Source organism: Mycobacterium sp. 1245805.9 (assembly GCF_001672915.1).
In the GTDB taxonomy this organism is placed as follows: Bacteria; Actinomycetota; Actinomycetes; order Mycobacteriales; family Mycobacteriaceae; genus Mycobacterium.
The window spans coordinates 37,668-61,650 of record NZ_LZKR01000004.1; the positions used below are offsets into that span (position 1 = coordinate 37,668).

Here is a 23,983-nt window from a genome sequence, read left to right on the forward strand (position 1 = left end):
AAGCGGCCACAGGGCAGTAGGCCCACTTGCGGCTACTCCTAGGATCTCGAACCACTTCGTGCATTCATAGGCCAGCGTGTCACTCGAAAGTGAACAACACTTTCCCGCCTCGCTCGGGGGCGCTCGCGTGGTCGAAAGCCTTGCGGTAGTCATCCAGGGAGTAGGTCGCCTCGACCGGCACCGACAACTCGCCGTCCGCCACCAAGTACGCCAAATGCTGCAAGGTGGCGACGATTTCGTGGTGGGGTGAGCTGGAGTACCAGTTGCCGAGCCAGAAGCCGGTGTACCGCACCTCCCGTGCGAAGAGGTCGGCCGATGACACACCTGACGGCGGACCGATCAGCGACCCGTACGACACGGCGGTACCCCGGAAAGTAAGTGCCGCGATGAGAGCGGATGCGGTAGGCCCGCCCAGGGCGTCGAGGACCAGGCTGAGCTTCTGCGAACCGAGCGCCCGCGTGATGTCGGTCGCCAAGTGGGGCCCGTTGACCAGCACGACATCGGCTCCAGCTCGGCGAAGTTCATCGGCGACGTCCTCGCGGCGCACCACGTTGAGCGTCTTGAGGCCTCTCCGCCTGGCCAGTGTCACCACGAGCCGGCCCACGGCTGAATTGGCCGCCGTCTGGCCGACCCAGTCGCCGATGCGGGTCGGGACGATGCCGCCCAACAGCAGGTGGGCCGTCACCGGGTTGATTGAGAGCATGCCCAGTTGCAGCGTGTCGGTGCCGGGAACTTCGACGACGTCGCGCTCCGCTACCACCACCTTCTGTGACCACGTGCCGTAGGTGTATGTCGGGATCACGATCACCCGTTTGCCGACGATGGCGCGATCGACGTCCGGGCCGGCCTGCTCGACGATTCCCACGCCTTCGGCTCCAACTGTGGCGGGCAATTCGGGCCGGGCGAGATAGCGGCCCTGCAGCAGCAACAGGTCGGACGGGTTGATCGCGGTAGCCTCGAGGCGTACCAGTACCTGTCCGGGTCCGGGCGTGGGCTCCGCGCTGTCGGCCAGGTGCACCGACTCGGCGGGCTCGCCGTATTCGGTCAAAACGAGATGTTTCATCTGAAGCTCCTATCTGCACGAACATCTGAGTACGTCGAAGGATACTCAGATAGGTTTGATTTTCAAACCGATCTGTGTCACGCTTGCGCTCATGAGCAGTAGTCGCCTGGCTGAACTCCCAGGGCGCCCCTGTCCCATCGCCGCCGCCATCGAGGTGGTGGGGGAGCGGTGGTCCCTGCTCGTCGTGCGTGAATTAGCCTTGGGTGCAAGCACATTCAACGAAATCGTCGCGGGCACCGGCGCGCCCCGCGACCGCATCGCCGCCCGGCTCAAGAGCTTGGTCGACGCCGGAATCGTAGAGCGGGTCGCGTACCAAACGACGCCGCAACGGTTCGAGTACCGCTTGACGAAGTCAGGTGAAGAACTCGCACCCTTGCTCCGGGCGCTCCTGAAATGGGGACTGGCCCACGTTGTCTCACCCGACGACCCCGACCGCGACGTCTACCGCAGCGCGGCCGTGTTGAGGGGGAACTACTTTCACCGGACACGCGATGGCCACGGCCAGGGGTGAATCGAGCTTGGAATATATGAGAGGACACACGGTTGTGAGCACTTCATCCTCGGCCACCGACCTTCGCGCCGACGTCTATATCGGACCGTTCCTGAACTTCGAAAAAGGCGGAGGAACGTTTTCGGCGACGACATCCACGCTGATATCGGGCAAGTCCGACGCTGTGCTGATCGATGCACAGCACATCCGCTCCGACGTCGACGAGTTGGTTCAGTTCATCGAGCGCACCGGCAAGCGGCTGACGACTATCTATGTGACCCACGGACACGCCGACCACTGGTACGGCGCCAGCGCCCTGCTCGCAAAGTTCCCCGATGCGCGTGTCGTCACGACCGCACCGGTGGTGGACTACATCAACCAAGCGATTGAGATCGAATCCCAGCAGTGGGCCACGATGTTCGGTGAGCGGGTGGCCAAACCCACGGCGGTACCCCAGGCCCTCGACGAGCTGACCATCGATCTCGAGGGCCACGAGCTTCGGATCATCGAAATTGGGCAAGGCGACATCGAGCCCAGCACTGTCGTGCACGTGCCGGAACTCGACGCGGTGATCGCCGGCGACGTCGTCTACAACCAAATCCACGCCATGCTCGGCTTAAGTGGTCCCGGCGGTTGGCGGCGCTGGCTGAAGAGTATCGACGCCATCGAAAAGCTCGCTCCGAAAATGATCGTCGCCGGGCATCGCAAGCACGAGGCCTCCGATTACGACGTCAGCCGGATGCTGGAGGAAACACGTTCCTACATCACCGATTTCGCCGAAGGGGCGCAGAATCTGGACAGTCCCGGGGAACTGGTCAGCCTGATGAAGGCCAAGTACCCCGACTTCGGGAACCGCTGGACGCTGCATTTCTCGGCACAGTCGTGGTTCTCCCGGAAACAGGCGAAGGCGCAGGGTGCTGGCGCGGGGAGCCAACGATGATGCGCCGCGCGAAGATCACAACCGAGGACGGCACGATCCTGCGGGCCTATCTGCACGCACCCGACGGCACCGACGCGCACCCCGGGATCGTGATGTGTCCGGGCTTCGGCGGCGTGAAACCACATATCGACGCCTATGCGGCATTGTTCGCCGAGGCGGGTTTCGCCGTGCTGAACTTCGACAACCGCGGCTTCGGCACGTCAGGGGGCCAACCGCGCCAGGAACTCGATCCCTTCAAGCAACTGACCGACCTGCGCGACGCAATCACCTTCGCCGAATCACAACCCGAGTTCGACTCTACCCTTGGGTTCGGGGTCTGGGGGTCGAGCTTCTCGGGCGGATTGGCCCTCGTCACCGCCGCCAACGATCCGCGCGTCCGTTGCGTGGTCGCCCAGATCCCGAATGTCAGCGGTCACCGCAACGCGGTCAAGCTCTATACCGCCGAGCAGCGCGACGAGATCCGCCGTCGCGCTGCCATCGACCGGGCAGCCCGGCTGAATGGCCTGCCGCCGATGACGGTACCGATGTTCTCCGATGATCCCGACGAGCTGTGCGCGTTTCCCGGGGACGTACCCGACGAGCCCCGCAAAGCGATCGAAGCCGGCGTGTGGACCAATGAGACCACCATCCGCTCACTAGAGAACTTTCTCGATTTCGAGCCGGCCGGCTGGCTGCCCTACATCACACCCAAGCCGTTGTTGATGATCATTGCGGACCACGACCGGTGCACCTACACCGACGTTCAGCACGACGTGTACCAAGCTGCCCCAGAACCTAAGAAGTTGGTGACCTATGACGGTGGTCACTTCGATGCTTACACAACGTTTTTCCAGGAGACCGGGCCCCCGGCGCGAGACTGGTTCGTCGAGCACCTCGGCGCGCCTGTCGGGGAACCTGCGGGCACACAAGCACACGGATAGGGAGCGATCATGCCGCTGTGGAACGTGTACTGCGCTGAAGGCACCTACTCCAACGAAGAGAAGCGCGCCTTCGCTGAAGCCATCACCGATATCTACGCCTCGCCGGCGAACGGAATACCCGATATGGCCATGCCGCGCTTCTATGTCGTGGTGGTCTTCCACGACGTGCGGCGAGACTCATTGTTCATTGGGGGTGTCGCACGCAACGACTTCGTTCGATTCTCCATCGACCACATCGCCTACGCGATGCCGGTCGAGCTACGCGAGCCCTTGTTGAAATTCATCAACAAGTCCATTCATCCATACGTTCGTGATCGCGGGCTTGACTGGGAGATCCACATCGATGACACACCCCTAGACCAGTGGACCGTCCAAGGCATGCGTCCACCCGACCCCGGCTCAGAACAAATGAAGCGCTGGATCGACGAGAACAAACCCAGCAAGCCGATGCCTAGCGCCGCGGCGACTGCGTAGGCATCGCCCGCGACATGTCTTTGGCGCGCTTTGGCGGCAGACCCGACCTCGCACCCGACCCAGCGGCGGAGGAGTAGACGTGACGTCAACTGAAGAGACGAAGAATCCAATCCTGGTCATCGGAGCCACTGGCCGCCACGGCAACACCGGGGAATATCTGGTACGCCGCCTTCGCGACGAGGGCCGCGCGGTACGGGTGCTGGCGCGTAAGCGTAGTGACAGGACCGAGCAACTCGAGGCCGTAGGCGCCGAAATCTTCGTTGGCGACCTCCACGACCGGCGCACGCTGCTGCCAGCGCTTGCCGACGTTGACTTGGCCTACTTCACGTATCCGATCGACGCCGGCGTCATCCCGGCGGCCTCGAATTATGCGTCCGCGATTTGTGAAGTGGGGCGCCGGCCGCGAACGGTGGTGATGTCAATGGGCCCGGCCCTTCCGCATAGCCTGAGCAATCTCGGCAGGGACCAGTGGGTCGCCGAGCAGGTCTTGGAATGGGCCGGGCTTGACCTTCTGATCTTCCGGGTCGCGGCGTTGTTTCACCAGAACCTGGTGGTATTACATCGCCACTCGGTGCGGGAGTACGGGCTCATCCGCAACTCGTTCGGATCCGGAAAGATCGCCTGGATTAACGCCGCTGATGCGGCAGAGCTGGGCCTGGCGGGTTTGCTGCATCCTGAGCGGTTCTCGGACTTGGTCATGTATGTGTACGGATCCGAGGAATACAACCACACTGAGATCGCCGAGTTGCTCACTGAGGTGACGGGCAGGCCGATTCGCTACGAGGCTGCCACTGAAGACCAGTGGCGCGAGGATTTAATCGCATTGGCGCGGTCAGTTGGTCCGGGTGACGCGGTCAATCCGGCTATGGCGCAGCACATCTCGGCTGTTGGTCACACGGTGGCCCGGGCTGGACGCGCGTTTCCGGCGGATCGAGAAGCGCTGCGCGCACTCATTGGCCGAGAACCCGTTGGCCTGTCTGACTTCCTAGAAGCGAATCGAGATACCTTCACTCGGGCCACTAGCGAAAAGGACGTCGTGGCAGCGAACGCATTAACGACCTAGGCTGCACGCTCGTGTCAACCGCCATTTAGCTCGGCGCAGCGCTGATTCGAGCGGCCACGGAAGGAGTGGAGCGTGTGTCGTCGGTCATCCCGCGTTGCCGAATCGATCGATAGCTAAGTATAGAACTCTATAGTCAGAGTCCCCGGCAGGGACTTGGCAAGGAAGGGCGACGATGGCAGTGCTGGATGAGGCCTTGGACGCGCATGGTGGACTTCTGCGCTGGCAGCAGATGACGCGGGCACAGGGCACGCTCGAAAGTCGCGGCATTCTCTTCGAGACGAAGCTAGCGACCTACCCACCTCCGCCACTCCAATTCGCAGTGGCCACACAGGAGGTATGGGCGTCGCTGAAACCGGGAGCCACAGCGCCGTCCGTCGAGCTGACGCCACAACGGCTTGCGGTTGTGTCTGACGACGGAACCGTACTAGTCGAGGATGAGCACATCCGAGAAAGTTTCGCCGGCCACGAATTCTCCACCCCGTGGAATGCGCTGCAGCGGGGGTTTTTCGGCGCGTATGCGTTATGGAACTACCTCAATCTGCCGTTCCTGCTGACGCTGCCGGAGATCAGCACACACGAAATTAAGCCGGTTGACATCGATGGCGAACTGCTCCAAGGCGTCGGCGTGACGTTTCCGCGAAACATCCATACGCACAGCCGCGAACAGCAGTTCTTCTTCGACGCTGATCGGCTGCTGAAGCTCCACCAGTACCGCGTCGACATCGCAGGCGGTGTTCAGGTGAACCACTATGCAAGTGACTACGTCAACGCTCAAGGTATCAACGTGCCCACCACACGACGCGCCTATCTCCGCGATGACCGAGGACAGACCCAGTGGGATCAACTCCTCGTGCACTTGCGCTTCTCGGACATCCGTTATTCGCCTGTGGTGTAAAGCATTCCGAGATCCTGAGCGACGCGCCGAGGAATGTGCTCAATGCGCGACAAACCCGGTTCAGCATCTCGTGCGTCCAGGCCGGCCAGTACATCATGTGGTAGGTCGCGGATCAGCACATCACTCATGCACTGATGAAATCTGCGTGATATCGGTTCGGTCAGGCAGACATTGGCCGGTTGATCTCCGGCTGCCAAGCGTGGTTTCAGTCGCCGGACGCGTGAGCGGCGCGCGGCGACGGGGTTTGGACTCGCAGCGCATGGGGCACCGCATTTCGCGTCGTTGTACAGCGCCGAGATCGTCGAGGCGCCATACCGAACCCGTAATGCGGTTCGCAGTGGCCCACCAGTTTATTCGAGGGTTGCGCGGATGGTCTGGGGTCGCCGGCCGATGAGTTCGCTCAGCGTCGGGTCGGTGGTCGCGAAGTCACCGCGGCGAGCCGCCTGAAACAGTCCGAGCAGCAAACGGGCCGCTGGTTCAGGCGTGCCGGAGCCGATCATTCGCTGCACCCAGTCCTCATCGTCGATGGTGACGCGCCGGATCGTTTTTCCAGTGATAGCGGACATCATCTCGGCGACGTCGTCGAAAGTGACTGCTTCTGCGGCGGTGAGCGGCGGTGTCGGACCGTCGAAGCACGGGCCGTCGTTTCCCGCGAACCCGGCGGCAACGAGGGTTGCGGCACCGGCAGCGAGGTCCTCGCGCGCGGTCCAAGACACCGGGCCGTCCTCAGGCAGCGCGAGCTCGCCGGCTTCGGCGGCGCCATGCACCGGGTGTCCGACGGTGTGGGCGTAGAAACCGTTCCGTAGTGAGGTCCACGGCGCGCCGATCTGCGCGAGGCGCTCCTCCGTGGCCGCGTGATCGGGGGCCGCTGCAAAGGGGGAATCCAACGCGGTGTTCTGGTGCGCGGTGTAGAAGATGCGACCGGCGCCGGCCTCCGCGGCCGCCCTGGCGGCCGCGGTGTGCTGTGCCACTGCTTCCTCGCCGAGAGAATTCACGGATGTCACGAGCACTCGATCGGCGCCCTCGAACGCCGCGGCAAGCGATGCCGGGTCGCCGAAGTCGCCACGGCGGACACGGACGCCGCGCTCGGCAAGCTCGGCGGCTTTTTGCGGGTCACGGACGCTCACGGACAGCTCGCCCGCGGGGATCTTGCGGAGCAGCTCTTGGACGACGGCGGACCCGAAGGCGCCGGTGGCACCGGTGATGACGATCATTTGCGCCCCTCGTTATCGATGGAATCATATTTACCGTATCACTGATATGAACATCGATAACAGTTGACTGCTATCGTTGATATCCATGAAAGCCGAGCGGTCCCGCCGCGAGCAGACGCGAGACCACATTGTCGGTGTCGCGACTGAACTGCTCGCCGAAGGTGGGCCGAGCGCGGTGAGCACGCGGGCGGTGGCGGCAGCTGCCGGGGTGCAAGCGCCGACGATCTACCGGCTGTTCGGTGATAAAGACGGCCTGCTCGAAGCTGTCGCAGAGCGGGCATTCGCGGCCTACATCGATGCGAAACGTGTTCGCACTGACGTCGATCCGGTCGAGGACCTCAGTGAATCGTTCGCAGCCCATATCCGATTCGGGACGGCCAATCCCGGCCTGACCGCGATCATGTCCGACCCATTACGTCCCCGATCCGCGACCGAAGAGAGGGGAATCGCCGTCCTTTGGGAACGCATCCATAGGGTGGCGCTTGCCGGGCGGCTCCGCGTTCCGGAACACAGGGCCGTTGCACTTGTTCACGCAATCGGAGTCGGCGTTACGCTCGCGCTCATCGAAATCCCCGAGCAAGACCGCGACGCCGAGCTTGCGGACGTCGCCTGGCAAGCGCTTGCCACCGCCATTCTGATCGACATCGGGGACCGTGCAGACCAAGGTACGAGAGCGGCGGCACTTCGTCTCAAGGCTGACGACGATGCGCTGGCTGTCCTCAGTCCGGCCGAGCGCACGCTCATGCGTGAATGGCTCGACCGCGTCGCCAACGCGTAATACCGATTGCCCGGCGCCTGCGTGAACAACGTCATCCAACCCGCTATGCAAACGGACTTGTCAATACACATGTGGATCGGTGAGATTCAGACGAAATCCGGTCGTTTCAGGCGTGGCCGTTGATCGTTCGGGTGTGATGTCGGTGCGTCGTTGCGGGAGTTTGGCTTTGTGGAACATGGCGCCGGCGCGGACGAGGGCGACCCCAAGCTTGGCCCACTTCACTGCGATCCCACTGCGTCAAACGTCTGACATCAGCCGCGCGATTATCTTGCGAGCAATTGCTCGCTGAGTTGCCAGAGTCGCCGAGCTGCCCTCGGGTCGATCGAATGTGGTGCGACGTCAGCGGGAATGTCTACATCCGGGTCGGAGGTCATGGGCAAGTCTTCCGCGATCAGCGGCGAGATATCGCAGTCCTTCAGGTAAACCCCGCCGACCTCGCCGAGAAGCGGACTGGTCGCCGCGAACACGATGGTGGCGGCGCCCTGTGGTGGAGTCTTTCGTCCGGTGGCGGGGTTGATGATCGGCCGCCCAGCTTCGTCGATGAGGCCGCTAGCGCGCAGCTGTTGCTCGCCCGCTGCGCTGTTGAGGCCGGTACCGACGACAACACCGGGGTGTGCGGCATATCCGCGAATCCCCTCGGCAGCCCAGCGACGGTCCAACTCGACGGCGAAGAGCACAGCGGCGGTTTTGGACTGCGCGTAGGCAACCAGCGGGTCGTATCCGGTGATGAAATGAGGGTCATGCCAACGGATGTTGCCGAATCGTTGGGCTCCAGAGGTCACGTTCACTACGCGGGCGCCGTGGGCGGCATGCAACGCGGGCCGAAGGCCTTGTGTGAGTTGAAAGTGTCCGAGGTAATTCGTCACGAACTGTGCCTCGTACCCCCGCGCGTCTCGCATGACGTCGCGGGGAGCGGGCAGTCCAGCGTTGTTGATCAAGATCTGTAGCGGCCGACCGGAATCGAGCCAGCGGCCGGTGAAGGCGTCGATCGATGCGGGGTCCATCAGGTCCAGCGGGCTGACTTCGGTATGGGCCATGTCGGCCACGGCGGCCAGCGCTCGTTGCGGACGGCGGGCGGCGACGGTCACGCACGCGCCCGCCTTGCTCAACGCGCGAGTCGTTTCCAGGCCGATCCCTGAGTGCCCTCCGGTCACAACGACATTCATTCCCGTCAGGTCGATGCCTTGCAGTACTTCATCAGCCGTCGAGGACGCGGTAAAACCTGTTCCAAGGGGATGCTGGTTGTGGTCGTGAATCATGTTTTCTTCCTCGAGGACTCGCGCTACTGAGACATTTCCTGGCGGGGTGACAAGTCGGCGACATTCACAGGAGGCTGTAGAGATGAGGGTCCACCGCAGATCTCCGGTGCTCGAGCTGTCGCCGGTGTAACTCTGGGGGACTCACGAATCGTGCGTTGGTTTCACTGCAGCGGCAAGCCCCTGCAGTGCCTCGCGGGTGGAGGGATGTGGCTGGGCCAAGCGCGCCCTGGATTCGTCGGCGAGTGCCGTGAGGGCGGCCACCTCGTCGTCGGTGAGGCGGGCGGCGATCGCGGCGGCGGCAACGTTCTCGTGCAGGTGCTGCACGCTGGAAGTGCCCGGAATCGGCACCAAGGCAGGGGACCTGCGCAGCATCCACGCCAGCGCCACTTGGGTGGGCGACACATCTAGTCGGCGCGCAGGGGGCTCGAGCGCACGTTCCTGCAGCAAGCCGGATGCCAATGGAAAGTACGGGACGAACGGAATCCGTTGAGCCTCACAGTCTGCCAGCACCTCGACCCCACTGCGATCCAGGAGGTTGAACCTGTTCTGGACGGCGGCCACCGGTGTCACGTGTTGGGCCTGCCGCAATTGGTCCGGCGTGGCACCAGAGAGGCCGATCCGGTGGATCACTCCCTCATCACGCAGCTCGACGAGCGCGCCGAGCGCCTCCTCAAGCGGAACATCAGAGGGCGGGGCTTGACCGTCGCCCCCCAGGCGCAGATACGTCAGCTCACTTACGTCGGTGCGCAAATCGTCGAGTGCTTCACGCACCTGGCGGCGCAACGTATCCGGAGTGTTGTCGCTGATCCACGACCCGTCTTGCCCGCGCGTCGCCCCGACTTTGTTACCGATGATCAGGTCGTCGCGGTAGGGGTGCAACGCCCGCGCGATCAGCTGGTTCACCGTCCGGGGGCCGTAGGCGTTGGCGGTGTCGAAGAAACGAACGCCGGCGTCGACCGCCGCCCGAAGAACCGCGACTGCGCCGTCGACATCAGTGGGGTTACCCCACACGCCGGAGCCCGCCAGCTGCATCGCGCCGTAGCCGATCCGATCTTCACCTAGAACCGTCAGGATCGATTCGCTCATGATTTCACCCCTCTTGCTGGTCAGATTCCTCGTCGGCGGCCCGGTGAGTCGTTCCCGCACGGACTTCAATGGCCCGGAGCGCCGTGGTCCGTCCCTAGCTTCACCGTGCGTGTGGTCGTTGCGCGGATCCAGGCACTCTCGGTACCTGGCTGTCGGCGGCTCCCGACGCACAATGGAGGGATGGACCGGCGTGAGCTCGGCGCGTTTCTGCGCAGTCGGCGTGAACGCATCAACCCCGCCGACGTGGGCTTGCCCGTCGGCTCGCGCCGACGCACTCCAGGACTGCGACGAGACGAGGTGGCGAGGATGGCCTACATCTCCGTCGAGTACTACACGCGATTGGAACAGGCCCGCGCACGGTGTCCCTCGCGCGAGGTCCTTTCCGGCCTCGCTCGGGCACTGCGACTGTCCGACGTGGAACGCACCTATCTCTACAGGCTCGCCGATACCGAGCCGGCCCCGCCGACCGCACCGCCTCGCGAGGTGCGCCAGAGCATCCTCGACCTGCTGCAGCGGTTGCCTCAGGCAGCTGCGATCGTTACCTCCGCAACGCACGAGGTGATCGCCTGGAACGATCTGGCTTGCTCCCTGATGGAGGACTTCTCTGCACTGCCGCGACGCGACCGCAACCTCGTCCGCCGTCTGTTCCTCGGGCCACACCGGGCCGGACAACGCTTGTACGGTCTCTCCGATTCCGAAGAGTTCGCCCTGGCAAGCGTTCATGACCTGCGTGCCGCCGCCGCCCGCTACCCGGATGATCCGGAGGTAGGCGAGTTAGTATCCGAATTACTGGCCGGCAGTGAGGAATTCGCCCGCCTGTGGGCTACTCGGGACGTCGTTCGGCCGACCGTTCTGTGTAAGACCTTCACACATCCGTCTGTCGGTGCGGTCACCGTCAATTGCGATGTGCTGGATGTCGCTGACCGAGACCAACGAATTGTCATCTACACCGCCGAGCCGGGCTCCCGCTCCGAGGAAGCGCTGCAATTGTTGGCCGTCGTCGGCACCCAGCGCATGGATGTGCCCAACTGACCGCCGGTACGAACCGGAGGGCTTCCCCTACACGCACCGAACACCTCACCGCGGCTGCGACCCAAGCCCATTGGTCACTGTGACGTTTTAATAGAGGTGCGCAGGGGAGGGTGGGGCGCCTCGCCGTCCACACAACCCAAGCGATGGACACGGCTGCGAACGTCTGTCCGGTCTACCGCGGCGGCTCAGATCCATGCTCTCGGTGCAGCTCATCCGTAGTGCGCCGGCACAGAACAACAGCGAAAATCAGAGAATCATTAAGGGGTGCGACTCTTTTCATCTAATGCAACCCGCATGCAATTGGTACCGATGCGTGTTCAAGGGGTGCGAGTTTTACATGGCTGTTGGAGATGCGTGAAGGGCCGGCGAGTTGCGAGCGACCAGCCATATCGGCGGCCATCCAAAGAGCGGCAAGCGGTCAGCTTTGGGTCCGTTGCCGACCTAACGGCCCACTCAACACATTGGTCGGAAAGCTAAGCCGCCCACGGTAATTCGTCACAGTGACGTATTGCTAGCGATGCGGGGAGAGGGAGGAAGGTTGGTCGACCACCGGCTATGTGGCCGGCCCGCGGGGGTCGCTCAAGGTTTCGCCTGGCGCGCGAGTAATTCATTCCGCGGCGTATGTACAACCGATGTATAGAAGCGTGTCGATAATCGAGTACACAAGAGTCAGGGCCGTGACGTGCTCAGATCGGCCAATCGTCAAGGAGTGCGAGCACTTTCATCTAATGCAACTCGCATCAGTATTTACCGATAAGCGACATTATGTCGGGTAAAGCGTGTCGGTGCCCGCCCCGGATTTGCGTACATGACACCAATCCCCGAGGAAGCGGTCATCCGATGCTCTCCCGCCACTGGCTGTGGTCAACTCACTCAAAGGGTGAATGGCGGCCGCAGGTTCTTGAACATCGGGAAATGCTTCACGTTCAACGTCGCCGGCTGATATCCCTTCACGTCAGCAGTTGCAGCTATCAGATAGTCACCAAAGCCAATGCTGGAATGACTCGCCCCGTATTGCCGCCTGAAGTCGCCGGCCCGGCGCGCGATGATCTCAGTGGCCGGCTCGGTGCGAAACGACGCCAGCAGCCGCCAAACTTCGCGACGCTCCGCGCTGCGCATCCCACCGACGAGCTCGGCGATCGACACCACGCTGATCGCTATAGGCCCTTCCCCTCGAGCTTCGACGAGCCAGGCTCGCGCCGCGTCCAGACCGCGAAGGTGAGCGATGAGGATGTCCGAGTCGACCAGGATCACGAGGTGCGGCGCCACATCCGGTCGAGGTGCTCTTCACGGCTGCCGGGACGACGATCAGGCAATTCCACATCACGGAGCGCACCGAACGACTCGTCAATCGCATTCAAGTCAGATTCGAGATTGTCGTCGGCGTTGTTGAGGGCCCTGTCAAGCAGTTGGCGGATGAGCTCGGCACGCGAAACACCCTGTTGCTCGGCCAACTTGTCGAGACTGGCTGTCTGCTCCTCATCGAGGTAGATGTTGGTGCGTTTCATACACCAGAACATGCACCATGTTTGCCGGTCCACCCGTCGCACCGAGACCATCGGATATTTAAGTGAGCTCAACTCTGGAAGGAATATCGGATCAGCCCTGACGAGTACGACGCTCTGCGGGCTACGCACGAGTGTCGCTGCGGAATATGCGGCGTCAACGAGGTGCCTTAAAGGCATCGAAGTAGTGGTTTTGGCCTTCATCCTCGTACTCACTAGCGACGGACAGTCCAACCGCTGAGAGCTGGCGCCGGTACTCCTCGGCTCCGAGGGAACGGGTCTCTCGTCCCGTCAGCGCGTCATCGCCAAACCCGACTTCGGATGGGGAGGTGAAAAGTAGTCTGCCGCCCGGCACCAGAATGTCAGCCATACTTTGGATGAGTCGTCGCTGATCCTCGGGCGATAGCAAAAACATGACCCCCCATGCCAAGACACCATCGAAGGTTCGGTCAAAGAAGTTCGATTCTTGGACGGGTTCGCAAGCAACGGGTATGTCTGGGAGATTGCGTCGGAATGCTCGAACGAAAGATGGCGCGGCGTCAATGCCATAGACGTTCAGTCCTTCGGCCACCAAGACCTCAGTGATGGGAACGCCGGGACCGCAACCAATGTCGACGACCGTGCCGCCCCGTGGAAGCGTTTTGGCCCAGTCGCGGACCCTTGTTACCCCGATGGTCGTCGATCGAACGCTTATGAACTCGGCAGCGACGCCCTCGTATCCATTCGATCGATCTACCATGTCGCCAACATATCAAGCGAGTTCGGGTGGTACGTGCGGAAGCTCCTCTCCGGCAGCATGTTTCGGGAGTACCCTCACGCCTCCCCACTGGGGAGCACTGATCAGAACCTGTGGATTGTCTCGGCAGGTGGCGTGAAAGTGGAGGCGGCGTGGGCGCGCTGGCAGGCTCGCAGTAGTTCACGATGCTCAGGAGGCCTGGCTCGTAGGCTGGTTCTGTGGCCGCCGAACGAGTGGAACTAAGAGCAACGTCGATAACGATCGCTGCACCGGATCCGCGTGAGCTGGCGTCCTTCTACGCCCGCGTCCTGGGTGTGGAGGTGACCCATTCCGACCCGCCCCGTGAGGATGAACCCGATAATGCCGGATGGGGTCAGATCAAGACGCCGACACTGACGCTGAACTTCGAGTTTGAAAAGTGCTGGGAACCTCCGGTATGGCCGGCACGGTCAGGACGGCAAATCGCCACCCAACATCTCGACATCTGGGTGACAGACCTCGACGCCGCCGTCGAGTGGGCCGTCGAATGCGGCGCCCGGCTCGCCGATGCACAACCGCAGTAAGAAGTACGCGTAATGGTCGATCCAGCCGGCCATCCGTTTTGCCTGTTTCGCTAGACCAATCCGGCAAAGGTCGCCCGAAACCCCCATCCACAGGACTTGACGACAACTCCCGCACCGGGACGTATCGGGGTATTTTGGCGGCGAGTCACCATTGCCCGTCTCGCCGGACAAGGACCTACATACCCAGCTCCGAAAACGCCGCGGGCTCATCGCGGGTCGGTGCAATGGGCCGAGGCCAACACTGGTGGGGAGTTCTCGAAGGCGGTGCGGGAGGTGTTCCTGGCCACCCGATCGCGCACCTGGCTGGCGGTCGTCGAAGTGCGACGGGCCAAGCCGTCCGTGCCGTATCCGCTGTTAACCCATTGTGAAGATGGTCCCTGCGGCGACGCCAATCACCGTTACTAGAGCCACCAAAATCACCGCGACCGCTGCGCGCACGATCTCTTCTTCCGTCAGTCGCCACTGCGGTCTCGATGCGACGAGAATGGTGTCCCTTCGACGGCCAACGGCGTTCATATTTGCGACCGCCAACAAGAGATCGTCACGCCCGTCGGCCGCGTCTATGTCAACTGGGTTGTGCGCGGCGATTGCGGTGGTCATATCAGTCCCCCAGGCTTGCGGACGCCGATAGGCGTTTTCGGGAGGTCGAAACCTTCGATTTTCTGGTAATTCCAAAGATACGAGTGCCAGATCACGATTGCGGTAACGATCCTTAACGGTCACAGCACACAATCGTGCTCGCACACTTGGGAGTGAGCCGCCGTCGACCTGCCATCGCGACGCAAGTTTCGGAACGCGGTTTCACATGTGCCACAACAGTTTCAGATGTCGAAGACAACGTGCAGGGTCAAGGCCGATCATTCCTCGACGAGATGTGGTGGTCATCGCGCACACTAGGACTCGCATCCGACGCTATGGAGGACCGATACCGGAAATGAGCCCGGTCGCCGAATTTGACTTCATCATCGTGGGAGCAGGCAGTGCAGGCTGCCTGCTCGCCAATCGGCTCAGCGCCAACCGTGATCGCCGTGTGCTCCTCATCGAGGCCGGCGGCAAAGACGACTGGTTCTGGATCAAGGTGCCGGTCGGTTACCTGTACACCATCGCCAATCCCCGCACCGACTGGTGCTACACGACCGAGGCCGACCCGGGCCTGGCCGGCCGCAGCATTCACTACGCGCGCGGCCGCGTGATCGGCGGCTGCTCGTCGATCAACGCCATGATCCACATGCGCGGCCAGGCCAGCGATTACGACCTGTGGGCACGGGCCACCGGTGACGAGCGATGGCGTTGGGGCGGCCCCGACAGTCCAGGCGAGACGCTGTCGATCTACAAAAAGTTGGAGGACTACTTCGGCGGAGCCGACGACTGGCACGGCACCGGTGGCGAGATCCGTGTCGAGCGCCCGCGCGTGCGCTGGAAGATCTTGGACGCCTGGCAGGCCGCCGCTGCCGAGGTGGGCATCGCCCCGATCGATGAATTCAACCGGGGCGTCAATGCCGGTTCTGCGTACTTTCACGTCACCCAACGGCGTGGCCGTCGCTGGTCGATGGCCGATGCTTTCCTGCATCCCATCGCCCACCGGCCGAACCTCACCGTCTACGAGCAAACCCAAGCCTTGCGGCTACTGATGGACGACCAGGTCCACGAGGATCAGCGTCGCGGTGCCTGGACCACGGCGCAGCAGCGCGTCACAGGCCTGCGCCTGCTCAGGGGTGGCCACCTCGTCGACGTCAAGGCCCGCCACGAGGTGATCTTGAGCGCAGGAGCTATTGGCTCACCGCATCTCATGCAGGTCTCGGGTCTGGGCCCCGCCGACCTGCTTGCCCAGCATCAAGTGCCGGTGGCGGTCGATCTGCCAGGCGTCGGCGAAAACCTTCAGGACCACCTGCAGATTCGGACGATCTACCGAGTCCGGGGCGCCCGGACCGTCAACACGCTGTACCGGAACTGGATCACCCGCGCGGGCATGGGACTTCAGTACCTTCTGTTGCGATCGGGACCCATGACGATGCCGCCGTCGACGCTAGGGGCTTTCGCCAAGAGCGATCCCGCGCTGCAAAGTGCCGATCTGGAGTGGCATGTGCAACCCTTGTCGTTACCGAAGTTCGGCGAACCCCTGCACCCCTTCTCAGCGATCACTCCGTCGGTCTGCAATCTGCGACCCACCTCGCGAGGCCATGTGCGCATAGCCAGTGCAGATCCCCTGACCTACCCGAAGATCTTCTGCAATTACCTGTCGACTGACGCCGATCGTCGAATCGCCGTGCGGGGCCTCCGCATGACCCGGCAGATCATGGCGGCGCCGGCTCTGGCCCGCTATCGCCCGCAGGAGTTATTACCAGGCCCGCAACGGGTGAGCGATGAAGAGCTGCAGAAGGCGGCCGGTGAACTCGGTACGACCATTTTCCATCCCGTGGGCACCTGCGCGATGGGAGCCTTCGACGCCCGCGGGCGGCCGCGTTCCGCCGCCACGGTGCTCGACACCGACTGCCGCGTGTACCGGGTCGCCGGACTTCGAGTGGTCGATGCGTCGGCCATGCCCACCATCATTTCCGGCAACACCAACGCGCCGGTCATGCTCGTCGCAGAGCGCGCGGCGCGGGCGATTGTGGGATAAGTCGACTAGTCCAATTACCCTGCACGCCGAGTCATTTCGCCGGCGGGCGGCCGTGGGTCATAGCCGAACGGTCACCGTTCGGTATCCATTTGGGAATGCAACCGCGTTTCGGCTAGCGCAGCTCTATCGGTAACAACAGTCACATCGTTAACATCGCGCGATGCACAGTTTGCTCCCGCCGCCCGGCGATGTGCGACTGCAAACGGTCTCCCGGCGCGACGCGCTGCGCTACGCAACAGCGTTGGCCGGTCTGGCTGCCGCATCGGTAGCCTGCGGTCTGCCTACGGCGGCCGCCGCCGCTCCTCCCCAACTGATCGACTTCGCCGCGCGCCAAATTCCTGCGCAGCAGATTCGAGCTGCCGGCTATAGCGGGGTGGTCAACTACGTTTCGGAGTCGCGTCCCGGCTCATCGTTTGGCGCCAAGCCGATCACTCGGCCCTACGCCGACTCATTGAAAGCCGCAGGCCTGGTCATCGTCAGCAACTACCAATACGGCAAACCAGGTGGGTCGGCGCCGTCGGACTTCACGCGCGGCTACGCCGGCGGCGTCGCGGACGCGCGCACCGCCTGGCAGCTGCACACCGCCGCGGGCGGCAGCGAGGGTGCACCGATTTTCTTCACCATCGACGAGGACATCAATCGCGACACCTGGAATCGCACCGCGCTGCAGTGGTTTCGCGGAATCAACTCGGTTCTGGGGGTTCAACGCACGGGGGTTTACGGCGGCCTCAGGGTGTGTGAGTGGGCCGCGGCCGATGGCGTTATCGGGTCTTCGAGCACACCTGGTCGCCGCTGGGCGTGGCAAACTCGAGCCTGGTCCGGCAACCAGGTCCACCCCGCCGCTGTTCTCTACCAGCGCGTCGTGAGCACCGCGTCCAATCCGGGGCCGAAGGTCGGCGGGCTCGAAGTCGACGTCAACGACGTCCTAGCTGCCGATTGCGGCCAGTGGAACCTCCATGCGGGCCATCCCAGTGGCGATGTGCGGTAGTGGCGAGATCGCTGCCCGCAACTCGAGCTAAAGCCCGGATGGCACGACCTTGCCGTTCACCGTCACCGCCACCTGGCCGGTCGTCGGGGTGAATTCGATCTTGCCGTGCTCGAAGGTCGCCACCTGCAGATCGCCGACGGTGTTCACGTCGCTGGTGGGCACACCGAGCGGACCTGCCGAGCCGTTGGTGCCGGTTACCTCAGGCGTGCCGTCCGGCCCGCGTGGGACATTCCAGGCCTCTCGGATCTTGCCCAGGATGATGTACGCGGGCGTGCCGGCCTGGTTGTTCTTGGCGGTGATCGCGCCGCCCTGGAATTGCTGGAACACCACCCCGCTGTCCCGGGTGCCCGCGTTGCGGTCGCCCGTCAGTGGCTTGCCGAGCGCGTCCCTCTGACTCTGGGTTGCCGACGAGTACTTGGCAGCGATCGGGCCGGTCAGAGTCACCTCGACGCCGCGCTCCCCGACCAGCTTCACCTCCGGGGGCGGCGCTGGGGCGTTGGACGTGGACGTTCCACTCACCGCGGCCTTCGGCGGTGCCGCCGCGTCGCCGCTCTTGGCGTTGCCGCAGCCCCCAGCGATCAGCGCGACGGCGGCCAGGCCGACGACTGTCGCGCGACGCTTTGTGAATGTTCTCATGAGCTTTCCCCTCCGTATTCCTGTGCCTTATGTCAACTTGCGGCCGACCTCCCCGCCCCCCGGGACCACGACCGAACCATTTGAGTGGCGCAGGCGGCCGCGGTCGTCGTAGCTCCGAACGACCTTACGACGCGGTCATAGCCGCCAAGGCAGAGCACCTGGGTACGCATCACCGGTGCTCGATTGAACTCCACCGTGGGCTCGCGGCTCGTTGCGTGACATCGCATCGATGGTTTGAAAGTCCGAGCTGTGGATAGACCTCAATCCAGCTGCCGCTCCTGGATAGCCGGCACATCACGAAGGGAGCCCGACGTGGCATTCTCATACATTGCATCGAAAACAGCGGCGGCAACGGCCGCATTGGCGGCGGCCGGAATCCTCGCAGCGACACCGGCATTGGCCGATCCGCAAGTGCTGCAGTTCGGACAGATGGCAGAGCTTTCCAGTAATGGTGGCACCATCGACTACACCGTAAGCAACCTGCAGCCCAGCGGCCACAACGACGGTATCTGGTACTCCGACGTCACCGCCACAGGGGTGAGCGGTAACGCGACTCCGAACATTGCCGACTTCAACGCTCGGGCCGTCAACAGCTCCACATTCGCGGTGATGAAGGGCAACCAGACCGACGGCCTTCCTGAGGGGCCACTCCCCCTGGGCACCCCTGTTAAGGGGCGCATCTACTTCGACGTTCGCAACGGTACGAACCCGGACAGTGTTGTATACCGGGATGCCGGAGGCACTGACAAGGTCGTCTGGAAAGGCTAGCAACCCGACTCGGGTACCTCCGCCGCATCCAGTTTTGCCGAAAAATGCTCCGCTCGGCGAAATATGCTGCGGTGCAATGGTTTAACCGTTGTTGTTAACCGCCAAAGTCGGATACAACGGGTCCGGCTGACGTTCGCCCATCCACAACGATCTGACAATATCCCGGTGGGGTCGCGATGAGTTCTGCCCTCCCGTGCAGTCTGATCTGTATGGGCAAACTCATCTATGGCTTCAACGTGTCGGTGGACGGGTACATCGCCGACGCACAAGGCAAAATCGACTGGTCCGATCCGAGCGAAGAACTGCACCAGTACTGGAACGACTTCGAGCGTGAGACCGCCCTGGCGTTCTACGGCCGGCGGCTCTACGAACTGATGTCCGCGTACTGGCCGACCGCCGACGAGGCCCCGGACGCCACCCCCCTGATCATCGACTTCGCCCACATCTGGCGCGCCATGCCGAAGGTCGTGTTCTCGCGCACCCTCGAGTCCGTCGACTGGAATTCCCGCCTGGAACGCGGCGACCCTGTCGAGGTGGTAACGAAGCTGAAAGCCGAAACCGACGGCAGGCTGGAGGTGGCCGGCGCGACCCTGGCCGCACCGATCGTGCGGGCCGGGCTGGTAGACGAATACCGGATCGTGCTCACACCCACCGCCGTGGGCGGCGGCATCCCGTTCTTCCCGAGGCTGCCGTCATGGATCTCGCTGCGACTGTTGGAGAACCGCGCCTTCCCGGGCGGCACGGTCCTGCTGCGCTACGAGGCGAAACACGACTGATCGGAAATACACTCAACCGCCGCAAAGCCGGCAGGAAAAAACTTGTGACTTGCGGTTGACTGTCATTCGATCGCGGCGAGCGCCCGCGTGGCGACTGCGAGAGGAACGACTATGCCCACGATCACCACATCGGATGGTGTCGAGATCTTCTACAAGGATTGGGGTTCTGGCCAGCCGATCGTTTTCAGTCATGGCTGGCCGCTGACGGCCGACGACTGGGACGCGCAGATGATGTTCCTCCTGCACCACGGCTATCGGGTGATCGCTCACGACCGGCGCGGGCATGGCCGATCCGACCAGGTCGGGACAGGCAATGACATCGAGCACTGGGTGGCCGACCTGGCCGCGTTGACCGAGCAGCTCGACCTTCGCCAGGCCGTCCATATTGGGCACTCCCCCGGCGGCGCCGAAGTGGCCCGCTATGTGGCGCGCCATCAGGAGCGGGTCGCCAAGGCGATACTGGTGTCCTCCCCGACCCCGAACATGGTTCAGACGCAGGACAATCCGGGCGGGCAACCCCCGGAGTGGTTCGACGCAGTGCGGGCGGGTGTCTTGGGAAATCGATCGGAGTTCTACCGCGCGGTGCCAGAGGGGCCGTTCTACGGATTCAACCGATCGGGGGTGGAGCCGTCCGAGGCGGTCATCGCGAACTGGTGGCGACAGGGCATGTCCGGCAGCGCCCAGGCGCACTATGAGACCGTGTTTTCCTGGCTGCAGGACTACACCGAGGATCTGCGCACGATCACCGTTCCCGTCCTGGTGATGCACGGCGACGATGATCAGATCGTTCCGTTCACCAGCTCGGTGCCCCGAGCGGTCGACCTACTCCAAAACGGCGCGTTGAAAAGCTATTCCGGTTACCCCCACGGCATGCTCACCACGCACGCCGATGTCCTCAACCCGGATCTGCTCGCGTTCATCGCATCCTGATCGGCAGCAGCGGAATCCTGCCCTGCTGGGGTTAAACCAGCGATGCTGAGGACTTCTCTCAGTCGAAGACGACAACCTGGCGGCCGACCACGTCCCCGCTGGCGAGCGCCTCAAGCTTGTCGTTGATGTCGTCGAGTAACACGGTGGTGATGGTGTGCTTGATATGTCCGGCGGCGGCGAGCGCAAGGACTTCGGTCAGGTCGTTGTAGTTGCCCCAAAACGAGCCGAAATAGGACAATTCCGTTCCGACGATGACGTTCAGTGGGACCTCAACCTTGGTGCCCATCAGGCCCACGGAAGCGACGGCACCCTCTGGCTCGAGGATCGAAAAGTCCAGCCCGATCGACTCCGCGGCCCCGGCACAGTCGAGGATTGCGTCCACCGTGCCTCGGCCGGTGAGGTTCTTCAGCTCGGCCTTCACCTCGACGGTGCTCTTGCTGCGGGTGTTGACGGTGTGATCTGCGCCGTTGGCCTTGGCGACGGCGAGCTTGTCGTCCGTGCGTGAGAAGGCGACCACTGTCGCACCGCCGCCGAGCAGCTTCGCATATTGCACCCCGTAGCCGCCGAGCCCGCCGATGCCAGCGACCACCACAGTCCGGCCGGGTCCGAGCTTGCCGGCATCCCGCAACTTCTTCATACCCCGGTAAGGCGTGAGACCAGCGTCGGTCAGTGGCGCGAACATCTCCGGCTTCTGACCGTCAGCTGGCGTGACGGCGATGAGATGGCGGTACGGCACGGCGACGTACTCGGCGAAGCCGCCCGGCGGCCCGAACCCGATCCATCCGCCGGTGCCACTGCATAACTGTTCGTTGCCCTCGTGACACTGCCGGCACGTGCCGTCGCCCCACCCTGGATTGACCACGACTAGATCGCCGTCGGACAAACCGGCCGCGGCGGGCACGGCAGAACCGCGCCCGGCCACGTGGCCGGCGACCTCGTGTCCCGGAATAGCCGGGAACTCCATCGGCGCTGCGGCGGCGAAGTATCCGTCGATGAGCTGATAGTCGCTCCTGCACATTCCGCACGCCGCCACCCTGACGAGGACCTCGTCAGGTGCGGGGTCTGGCACCGGAACCTCCTCTAAGCGAAACGGCTCGTGGTATCCGTGCATGCGTGCCGCCCGCATTTTCATGTGTTCCTCCCCCGATTTGGGCAACTGGTGTGTCTGCAAACGTAGATGGGCGACACTGCACGCGCCATTCTTGGCTGCCCGGTCGTTAGAAGACGTCGCTCGCCAGCCAGAGTAGCGTTCTGCGATTGTGCAGCTTGGTCTGACGCCCGACGGCAAGTGGGATATCGCGACGCCCGACCTGGTGTCGGCGGCGAGCGCGGCGGGGTTCAGCGCAGTGGGGATCAACGCCGAGCGGGTCGGCGCGGCCGCCGGTGAGGCGTATGCCGCGGCCGGAGTTCGTTGCCATGAATTGCTCGCCTTCATCGTCGACGACGACGAATCCGCCACCATGGCAAGTGCCGAGCGGCTGGCCGACCGCGCGCAGACTATCGGCGCGGAGTGGGTGCTGACGGTGTTCACCGACAAGGTGCCGGCCGAGCGAATTCGACGCTGCGCCAGGCTCTTCGACGATGCCGGTGCGGGTATTGCGGTGGAATTCACACCGCTGGGCGCAATTCCGACGATCAGTGACGGCATGGAGTACGTGCGGGCCGCGGGCGGGATGGCGCGGGCCGGGCTGCTGATTGACTCGTGGCACTTCTGCTTCAGCTCCAACACGTGGGAGGATCTGGCGGCGGTGCCGCTGGACGACATCGCTTACGTGCAGTTCACCGACGCGCTGGAACCCGAGCATCAAGACCGGATGATCCGCGAGAGCCTGCACCGACGCGCCCTGCCGGGCGAAGGTGTTCTCGAGCTAAACCGTTTCGCGGCAACGCTGTTGGACCGCGGCTGGGAGGGCATGGTCAGCGTCGAGGTGCTCAGCGCTCGGCTGCGCGACCTCCCGGTCGACGAGCTAGTCGGACGCTTGTTCACCACGACCGCCGCGTACTGGTCCAGCGGTCCGACGACTCAATTGTCTTGATCGACGGGCGTTATGTGGACTGTGACGTTGCCGCCCTTGCGTTTAGCGTCGAGCATCGCTTGGTCGGCTCGACTAAGAAGGGTGTCGAGCAGGGCCGTGGGGTCGGTCTCTGGTGCGGTGAAGGTGCCGAGGTCGACATGAGTGACGCCGATGCTGCCGGTGACCGGAGCGTGATCGGCCGGCGCGGCGATCGCGCAGCGGACTTGTTCGGCAGTTCGTTGTGTGTGGCCAGGCTCGGTGACATCGATGACGACGAATTCTTCTCCCCCGATTCGGGCGACCAGTGCGCTTCCGCGTACGGCAGATTCGATCTGGCGAGCGGTGCGGATCAAGACGTCATCACCGATCGGATGGCCGAAGGTGTCGTTGATGTCTTTGAAGCGGTCGAGGTCGGCGACCATCACGGCCAGGTGCCCGTTCGAGGGACGATCGCTCAACAACTCGGCGAAGTGAAGGTGCAGGCCCCGCCGGTTGAGTAGACCGGTCAGCGGATCGGTGACCGACTCGTTGGCGTCATTGCGCAACGTCCGGATTCCGAACTGAATCCCTACGGGTGCGGCGAGGGCCGGTGCCGTCGCGACCAGGATGCTAACGACGAAGAGCACGCCGTTGAAGTGCGCTTCCGCGGCTGCCCGCATGGCGAACACGGCCGTCGACGCCAGTATCAACAGGGTATGCAGGGCAAGGAATTTCGGTCCGTCGAAGAACAGCAGATAGACCGAGAGTTCCGTAAACGCGTTGAAACCGAACAAGCCGGAGAGCCAGGTGGGTTCGTACAACGCCAGCATGGCGATCCCGAAGTCGCAGGAGATGACGAACGCGCGCGATGCTGGCAGTGACGGCCATGGTCGACAACACCACCGGATTGCCCAGGACAGTACCAAGAGCGCGAATAATGCCACGATGACCCGAGATACGAAGCGATCCGGGCCCGCCCACGGAAGCAGAATCGCCAGGGAATTCACGACGGTCAGCCCATTGCCCACCCCGATCATTACCCGGATGGCTTCTGCCATCCTGCGCTTGGCGAAGTACTGCACCTGCGCGGCGTAGTCGACCGGCGAATTCCACCATTCACCGACAAGACGGCGAAACACCGCGAAACTTCTGGACTCGGCCAGCGAAGCCACCTTTAGCGACGCCTCCTCGACCATCCCGAAATACCGCCGCTGACCACAACGCAAAAGCGGAACCAAAATCAGCGAACGATA

27 protein-coding genes are annotated in these 23,983 nt (G+C 63.3%); 15 read left to right on the top strand and 12 right to left on the bottom strand.

All coding sequences use genetic code 11. The annotated features are described in order from the left end of the window. Positions 1-79 precede the first annotated feature (79 nt). A complete protein-coding gene (locus A9X00_RS00455; RefSeq protein WP_067147603.1) occupies positions 80-1,063 on the bottom strand; it encodes a zinc-dependent alcohol dehydrogenase family protein in 984 nt (327 codons plus the stop codon). Positions 1,064-1,118: 55 nt separating this feature from the next. On the opposite strand from A9X00_RS00455, the gene A9X00_RS00460 reads away from it, so the two are divergent. The 6 genes from A9X00_RS00460 (at position 1,119) to A9X00_RS00485 (ending at position 5,845) form a co-directional block, all read left to right on the top strand. Then, positions 1,119-1,574: a helix-turn-helix domain-containing protein gene (locus A9X00_RS00460; protein ID WP_232006624.1), complete on the top strand. Its 456-nt coding sequence runs from the start codon at positions 1,119-1,121 to the stop codon at positions 1,572-1,574. Further along, the gene (locus A9X00_RS00465) at positions 1,555-2,493 is read left to right on the top strand and encodes an MBL fold metallo-hydrolase (protein ID WP_232006625.1); all 939 of its coding nucleotides are present in this window, start codon (positions 1,555-1,557) and stop codon (positions 2,491-2,493) included. The genes A9X00_RS00460 and A9X00_RS00465 overlap by 20 nt, the downstream gene beginning before the upstream one ends. After that, complete coding sequence (locus A9X00_RS00470) at positions 2,490-3,413, top strand: alpha/beta hydrolase (protein WP_082974598.1); 924 nt, start codon at positions 2,490-2,492, stop codon at positions 3,411-3,413. The genes A9X00_RS00465 and A9X00_RS00470 overlap by 4 nt, the downstream gene beginning before the upstream one ends. Before the next feature lie 9 nt (positions 3,414-3,422). After that, entirely contained in the window at positions 3,423-3,887 is a 465-nt protein-coding gene (locus A9X00_RS00475; RefSeq protein ID WP_067147614.1) for a tautomerase family protein, read from the top strand. Positions 3,888-3,966: 79 nt separating this feature from the next. Continuing rightward, positions 3,967-4,950 carry an NmrA family NAD(P)-binding protein gene (locus A9X00_RS00480; protein ID WP_067147617.1) on the top strand — a complete coding sequence of 328 codons (984 nt, stop codon included), beginning with the start codon at positions 3,967-3,969 and terminating at the stop codon, positions 4,948-4,950. 172 nt (positions 4,951-5,122) lie between these two features. After that, on the top strand, positions 5,123-5,845 hold the full coding sequence (locus A9X00_RS00485) for a hypothetical protein (protein WP_067147619.1): 723 nt from the start codon (positions 5,123-5,125) through the stop codon (positions 5,843-5,845). Here A9X00_RS00485 and A9X00_RS29450 read toward each other — a convergent pair. Together A9X00_RS29450 and A9X00_RS00490 are read right to left on the bottom strand one after the other, a co-directional pair. Next, on the bottom strand, positions 5,827-5,973 hold the full coding sequence (locus tag A9X00_RS29450; protein ID WP_304441539.1) for a hypothetical protein: 147 nt from the start codon (positions 5,971-5,973) through the stop codon (positions 5,827-5,829). The genes A9X00_RS00485 and A9X00_RS29450 overlap by 19 nt on opposite strands. Before the next feature lie 222 nt (positions 5,974-6,195). Continuing rightward, positions 6,196-7,059, bottom strand: a complete 864-nt coding sequence (locus A9X00_RS00490) for an NmrA family NAD(P)-binding protein (RefSeq protein WP_067147622.1) — start codon at positions 7,057-7,059, stop codon at positions 6,196-6,198. 85 nt (positions 7,060-7,144) lie between these two features. Between A9X00_RS00490 and A9X00_RS00495 the strand changes: the two genes are divergently transcribed. After that, the gene (locus A9X00_RS00495) at positions 7,145-7,837 is read left to right on the top strand and encodes a TetR/AcrR family transcriptional regulator (protein WP_067147625.1); all 693 of its coding nucleotides are present in this window, start codon (positions 7,145-7,147) and stop codon (positions 7,835-7,837) included. Positions 7,838-8,100: 263 nt separating this feature from the next. Here A9X00_RS00495 and A9X00_RS00500 read toward each other — a convergent pair whose 3' ends face one another. Continuing rightward, a complete protein-coding gene (locus tag A9X00_RS00500; RefSeq protein WP_067147628.1) occupies positions 8,101-9,096 on the bottom strand; it encodes an SDR family NAD(P)-dependent oxidoreductase in 996 nt (331 codons plus the stop codon). 141 nt (positions 9,097-9,237) lie between these two features. Further along, positions 9,238-10,182 (bottom strand): aldo/keto reductase, encoded by a 945-nt coding sequence (locus A9X00_RS00505; protein ID WP_082974600.1) that lies wholly within the window; start codon positions 10,180-10,182, stop codon positions 9,238-9,240. Between the two features lie 180 nt (positions 10,183-10,362). Between A9X00_RS00505 and A9X00_RS00510 the strand changes: the two genes are divergently transcribed. Then, positions 10,363-11,214: a helix-turn-helix transcriptional regulator gene (locus tag A9X00_RS00510; protein WP_067147631.1), complete on the top strand. Its 852-nt coding sequence runs from the start codon at positions 10,363-10,365 to the stop codon at positions 11,212-11,214. An 873-nt stretch (positions 11,215-12,087) separates the two neighbouring features. On the opposite strand, the gene A9X00_RS00515 is transcribed toward A9X00_RS00510, so the two are convergent. The 3 genes from A9X00_RS00515 to A9X00_RS00525 all read right to left on the bottom strand — a co-directional run bounded on the left by A9X00_RS00515 (position 12,088) and on the right by A9X00_RS00525 (position 13,458). Then, positions 12,088-12,468: a type II toxin-antitoxin system VapC family toxin gene (locus tag A9X00_RS00515; RefSeq protein ID WP_067148076.1), complete on the bottom strand. Its 381-nt coding sequence runs from the start codon at positions 12,466-12,468 to the stop codon at positions 12,088-12,090. Then, positions 12,465-12,722 (bottom strand): CopG family transcriptional regulator, encoded by a 258-nt coding sequence (locus A9X00_RS00520; protein WP_067148079.1) that lies wholly within the window; start codon positions 12,720-12,722, stop codon positions 12,465-12,467. Before A9X00_RS00520 ends, A9X00_RS00515 begins: the two co-directional genes overlap by 4 nt. A gap of 154 nt (positions 12,723-12,876) precedes the next feature. Continuing rightward, complete coding sequence (locus A9X00_RS00525) at positions 12,877-13,458, bottom strand: bifunctional 2-polyprenyl-6-hydroxyphenol methylase/3-demethylubiquinol 3-O-methyltransferase UbiG (RefSeq protein WP_067147634.1); 582 nt, start codon at positions 13,456-13,458, stop codon at positions 12,877-12,879. Positions 13,459-13,673: 215 nt separating this feature from the next. On the opposite strand from A9X00_RS00525, the gene A9X00_RS29455 reads away from it, so the two are divergent. Beyond that, positions 13,674-14,018: a VOC family protein gene (locus tag A9X00_RS29455; RefSeq protein ID WP_197515005.1), complete on the top strand. Its 345-nt coding sequence runs from the start codon at positions 13,674-13,676 to the stop codon at positions 14,016-14,018. Positions 14,019-14,372: 354 nt separating this feature from the next. On the opposite strand, the gene A9X00_RS00530 is transcribed toward A9X00_RS29455, so the two are convergent. Then, positions 14,373-14,741: a hypothetical protein gene (locus tag A9X00_RS00530; RefSeq protein ID WP_232006626.1), complete on the bottom strand. Its 369-nt coding sequence runs from the start codon at positions 14,739-14,741 to the stop codon at positions 14,373-14,375. 211 nt (positions 14,742-14,952) lie between these two features. On the opposite strand from A9X00_RS00530, the gene A9X00_RS00535 reads away from it, so the two are divergent. Both A9X00_RS00535 and A9X00_RS00540 read left to right on the top strand, forming a co-directional pair. Continuing rightward, complete coding sequence (locus tag A9X00_RS00535; protein ID WP_067147640.1) at positions 14,953-16,638, top strand: GMC family oxidoreductase; 1,686 nt, start codon at positions 14,953-14,955, stop codon at positions 16,636-16,638. A gap of 160 nt (positions 16,639-16,798) precedes the next feature. Next, positions 16,799-17,626: a DUF1906 domain-containing protein gene (locus A9X00_RS00540; protein WP_067147642.1), complete on the top strand. Its 828-nt coding sequence runs from the start codon at positions 16,799-16,801 to the stop codon at positions 17,624-17,626. A gap of 27 nt (positions 17,627-17,653) precedes the next feature. Here A9X00_RS00540 and A9X00_RS00545 read toward each other — a convergent pair whose 3' ends face one another. Next, the gene (locus A9X00_RS00545; RefSeq protein ID WP_067147645.1) at positions 17,654-18,262 is read right to left on the bottom strand and encodes a hypothetical protein; all 609 of its coding nucleotides are present in this window, start codon (positions 18,260-18,262) and stop codon (positions 17,654-17,656) included. Positions 18,263-18,574: 312 nt separating this feature from the next. On the opposite strand from A9X00_RS00545, the gene A9X00_RS00550 reads away from it, so the two are divergent. From A9X00_RS00550 to A9X00_RS00560, 3 genes are all read left to right on the top strand, one after another. Further along, positions 18,575-19,030 (top strand): DUF1942 domain-containing protein, encoded by a 456-nt coding sequence (locus A9X00_RS00550; RefSeq protein ID WP_067147648.1) that lies wholly within the window; start codon positions 18,575-18,577, stop codon positions 19,028-19,030. A 209-nt stretch (positions 19,031-19,239) separates the two neighbouring features. After that, complete coding sequence (locus A9X00_RS00555) at positions 19,240-19,806, top strand: dihydrofolate reductase family protein (protein ID WP_067147650.1); 567 nt, start codon at positions 19,240-19,242, stop codon at positions 19,804-19,806. A gap of 111 nt (positions 19,807-19,917) precedes the next feature. Beyond that, on the top strand, positions 19,918-20,736 hold the full coding sequence (locus tag A9X00_RS00560) for an alpha/beta fold hydrolase (protein ID WP_067147653.1): 819 nt from the start codon (positions 19,918-19,920) through the stop codon (positions 20,734-20,736). 58 nt (positions 20,737-20,794) lie between these two features. On the opposite strand, the gene A9X00_RS00565 is transcribed toward A9X00_RS00560, so the two are convergent. Beyond that, positions 20,795-21,805: a zinc-binding dehydrogenase gene (locus A9X00_RS00565; protein ID WP_232006627.1), complete on the bottom strand. Its 1,011-nt coding sequence runs from the start codon at positions 21,803-21,805 to the stop codon at positions 20,795-20,797. A 190-nt stretch (positions 21,806-21,995) separates the two neighbouring features. Between A9X00_RS00565 and A9X00_RS00570 the strand changes: the two genes are divergently transcribed. Continuing rightward, positions 21,996-22,772, top strand: a complete 777-nt coding sequence (locus A9X00_RS00570; protein WP_067147656.1) for a sugar phosphate isomerase/epimerase — start codon at positions 21,996-21,998, stop codon at positions 22,770-22,772. Here A9X00_RS00570 and A9X00_RS00575 read toward each other — a convergent pair. Then, positions 22,760-23,926, bottom strand: coding sequence for a diguanylate cyclase (locus A9X00_RS00575; protein WP_067147659.1), 1,167 nt, complete (start codon positions 23,924-23,926; stop codon positions 22,760-22,762). The genes A9X00_RS00570 and A9X00_RS00575 overlap by 13 nt on opposite strands. Positions 23,927-23,983: the final 57 nt, after the last annotated feature.

What these genes read in the sequence shown, in the direction of transcription:
- A9X00_RS00455 (WP_067147603.1), bottom strand. Translation starts at nt 1,063, where the DNA reads ATGAAACATCTCGTTTTGACCGAATACGGCGAGCCCGCCGAGTCGGTG.
- A9X00_RS00545 (WP_067147645.1), bottom strand. Translation starts at nt 18,262, where the DNA reads ATGAGAACATTCACAAAGCGTCGCGCGACAGTCGTCGGCCTGGCCGCC.
- A9X00_RS00490 (WP_067147622.1), bottom strand. Translation starts at nt 7,059, where the DNA reads ATGATCGTCATCACCGGTGCCACCGGCGCCTTCGGGTCCGCCGTCGTC.
- A9X00_RS00520 (WP_067148079.1), bottom strand. Translation starts at nt 12,722, where the DNA reads ATGAAACGCACCAACATCTACCTCGATGAGGAGCAGACAGCCAGTCTC.
- A9X00_RS00575 (WP_067147659.1), bottom strand. Translation starts at nt 23,926, where the DNA reads ATGGTCGAGGAGGCGTCGCTAAAGGTGGCTTCGCTGGCCGAGTCCAGA.
- A9X00_RS00495 (WP_067147625.1), top strand. Translation starts at nt 7,145, where the DNA reads ATGAAAGCCGAGCGGTCCCGCCGCGAGCAGACGCGAGACCACATTGTC.
- A9X00_RS00505 (WP_082974600.1), bottom strand. Translation starts at nt 10,182, where the DNA reads ATGAGCGAATCGATCCTGACGGTTCTAGGTGAAGATCGGATCGGCTAC.
- A9X00_RS00500 (WP_067147628.1), bottom strand. Translation starts at nt 9,096, where the DNA reads ATGATTCACGACCACAACCAGCATCCCCTTGGAACAGGTTTTACCGCG.
- A9X00_RS00510 (WP_067147631.1), top strand. Translation starts at nt 10,363, where the DNA reads ATGGACCGGCGTGAGCTCGGCGCGTTTCTGCGCAGTCGGCGTGAACGC.
- A9X00_RS00535 (WP_067147640.1), top strand. Translation starts at nt 14,953, where the DNA reads ATGAGCCCGGTCGCCGAATTTGACTTCATCATCGTGGGAGCAGGCAGT.
- A9X00_RS00475 (WP_067147614.1), top strand. Translation starts at nt 3,423, where the DNA reads ATGCCGCTGTGGAACGTGTACTGCGCTGAAGGCACCTACTCCAACGAA.
- A9X00_RS00465 (WP_232006625.1), top strand. Translation starts at nt 1,555, where the DNA reads ATGGCCACGGCCAGGGGTGAATCGAGCTTGGAATATATGAGAGGACAC.
- A9X00_RS00560 (WP_067147653.1), top strand. Translation starts at nt 19,918, where the DNA reads ATGCCCACGATCACCACATCGGATGGTGTCGAGATCTTCTACAAGGAT.
- A9X00_RS00525 (WP_067147634.1), bottom strand. Translation starts at nt 13,458, where the DNA reads ATGGTAGATCGATCGAATGGATACGAGGGCGTCGCTGCCGAGTTCATA.
- A9X00_RS00540 (WP_067147642.1), top strand. Translation starts at nt 16,799, where the DNA reads ATGCACAGTTTGCTCCCGCCGCCCGGCGATGTGCGACTGCAAACGGTC.
- A9X00_RS00470 (WP_082974598.1), top strand. Translation starts at nt 2,490, where the DNA reads ATGATGCGCCGCGCGAAGATCACAACCGAGGACGGCACGATCCTGCGG.
- A9X00_RS29450 (WP_304441539.1), bottom strand. Translation starts at nt 5,973, where the DNA reads ATGAGTGATGTGCTGATCCGCGACCTACCACATGATGTACTGGCCGGC.
- A9X00_RS00485 (WP_067147619.1), top strand. Translation starts at nt 5,123, where the DNA reads ATGGCAGTGCTGGATGAGGCCTTGGACGCGCATGGTGGACTTCTGCGC.
- A9X00_RS00555 (WP_067147650.1), top strand. Translation starts at nt 19,240, where the DNA reads ATGGGCAAACTCATCTATGGCTTCAACGTGTCGGTGGACGGGTACATC.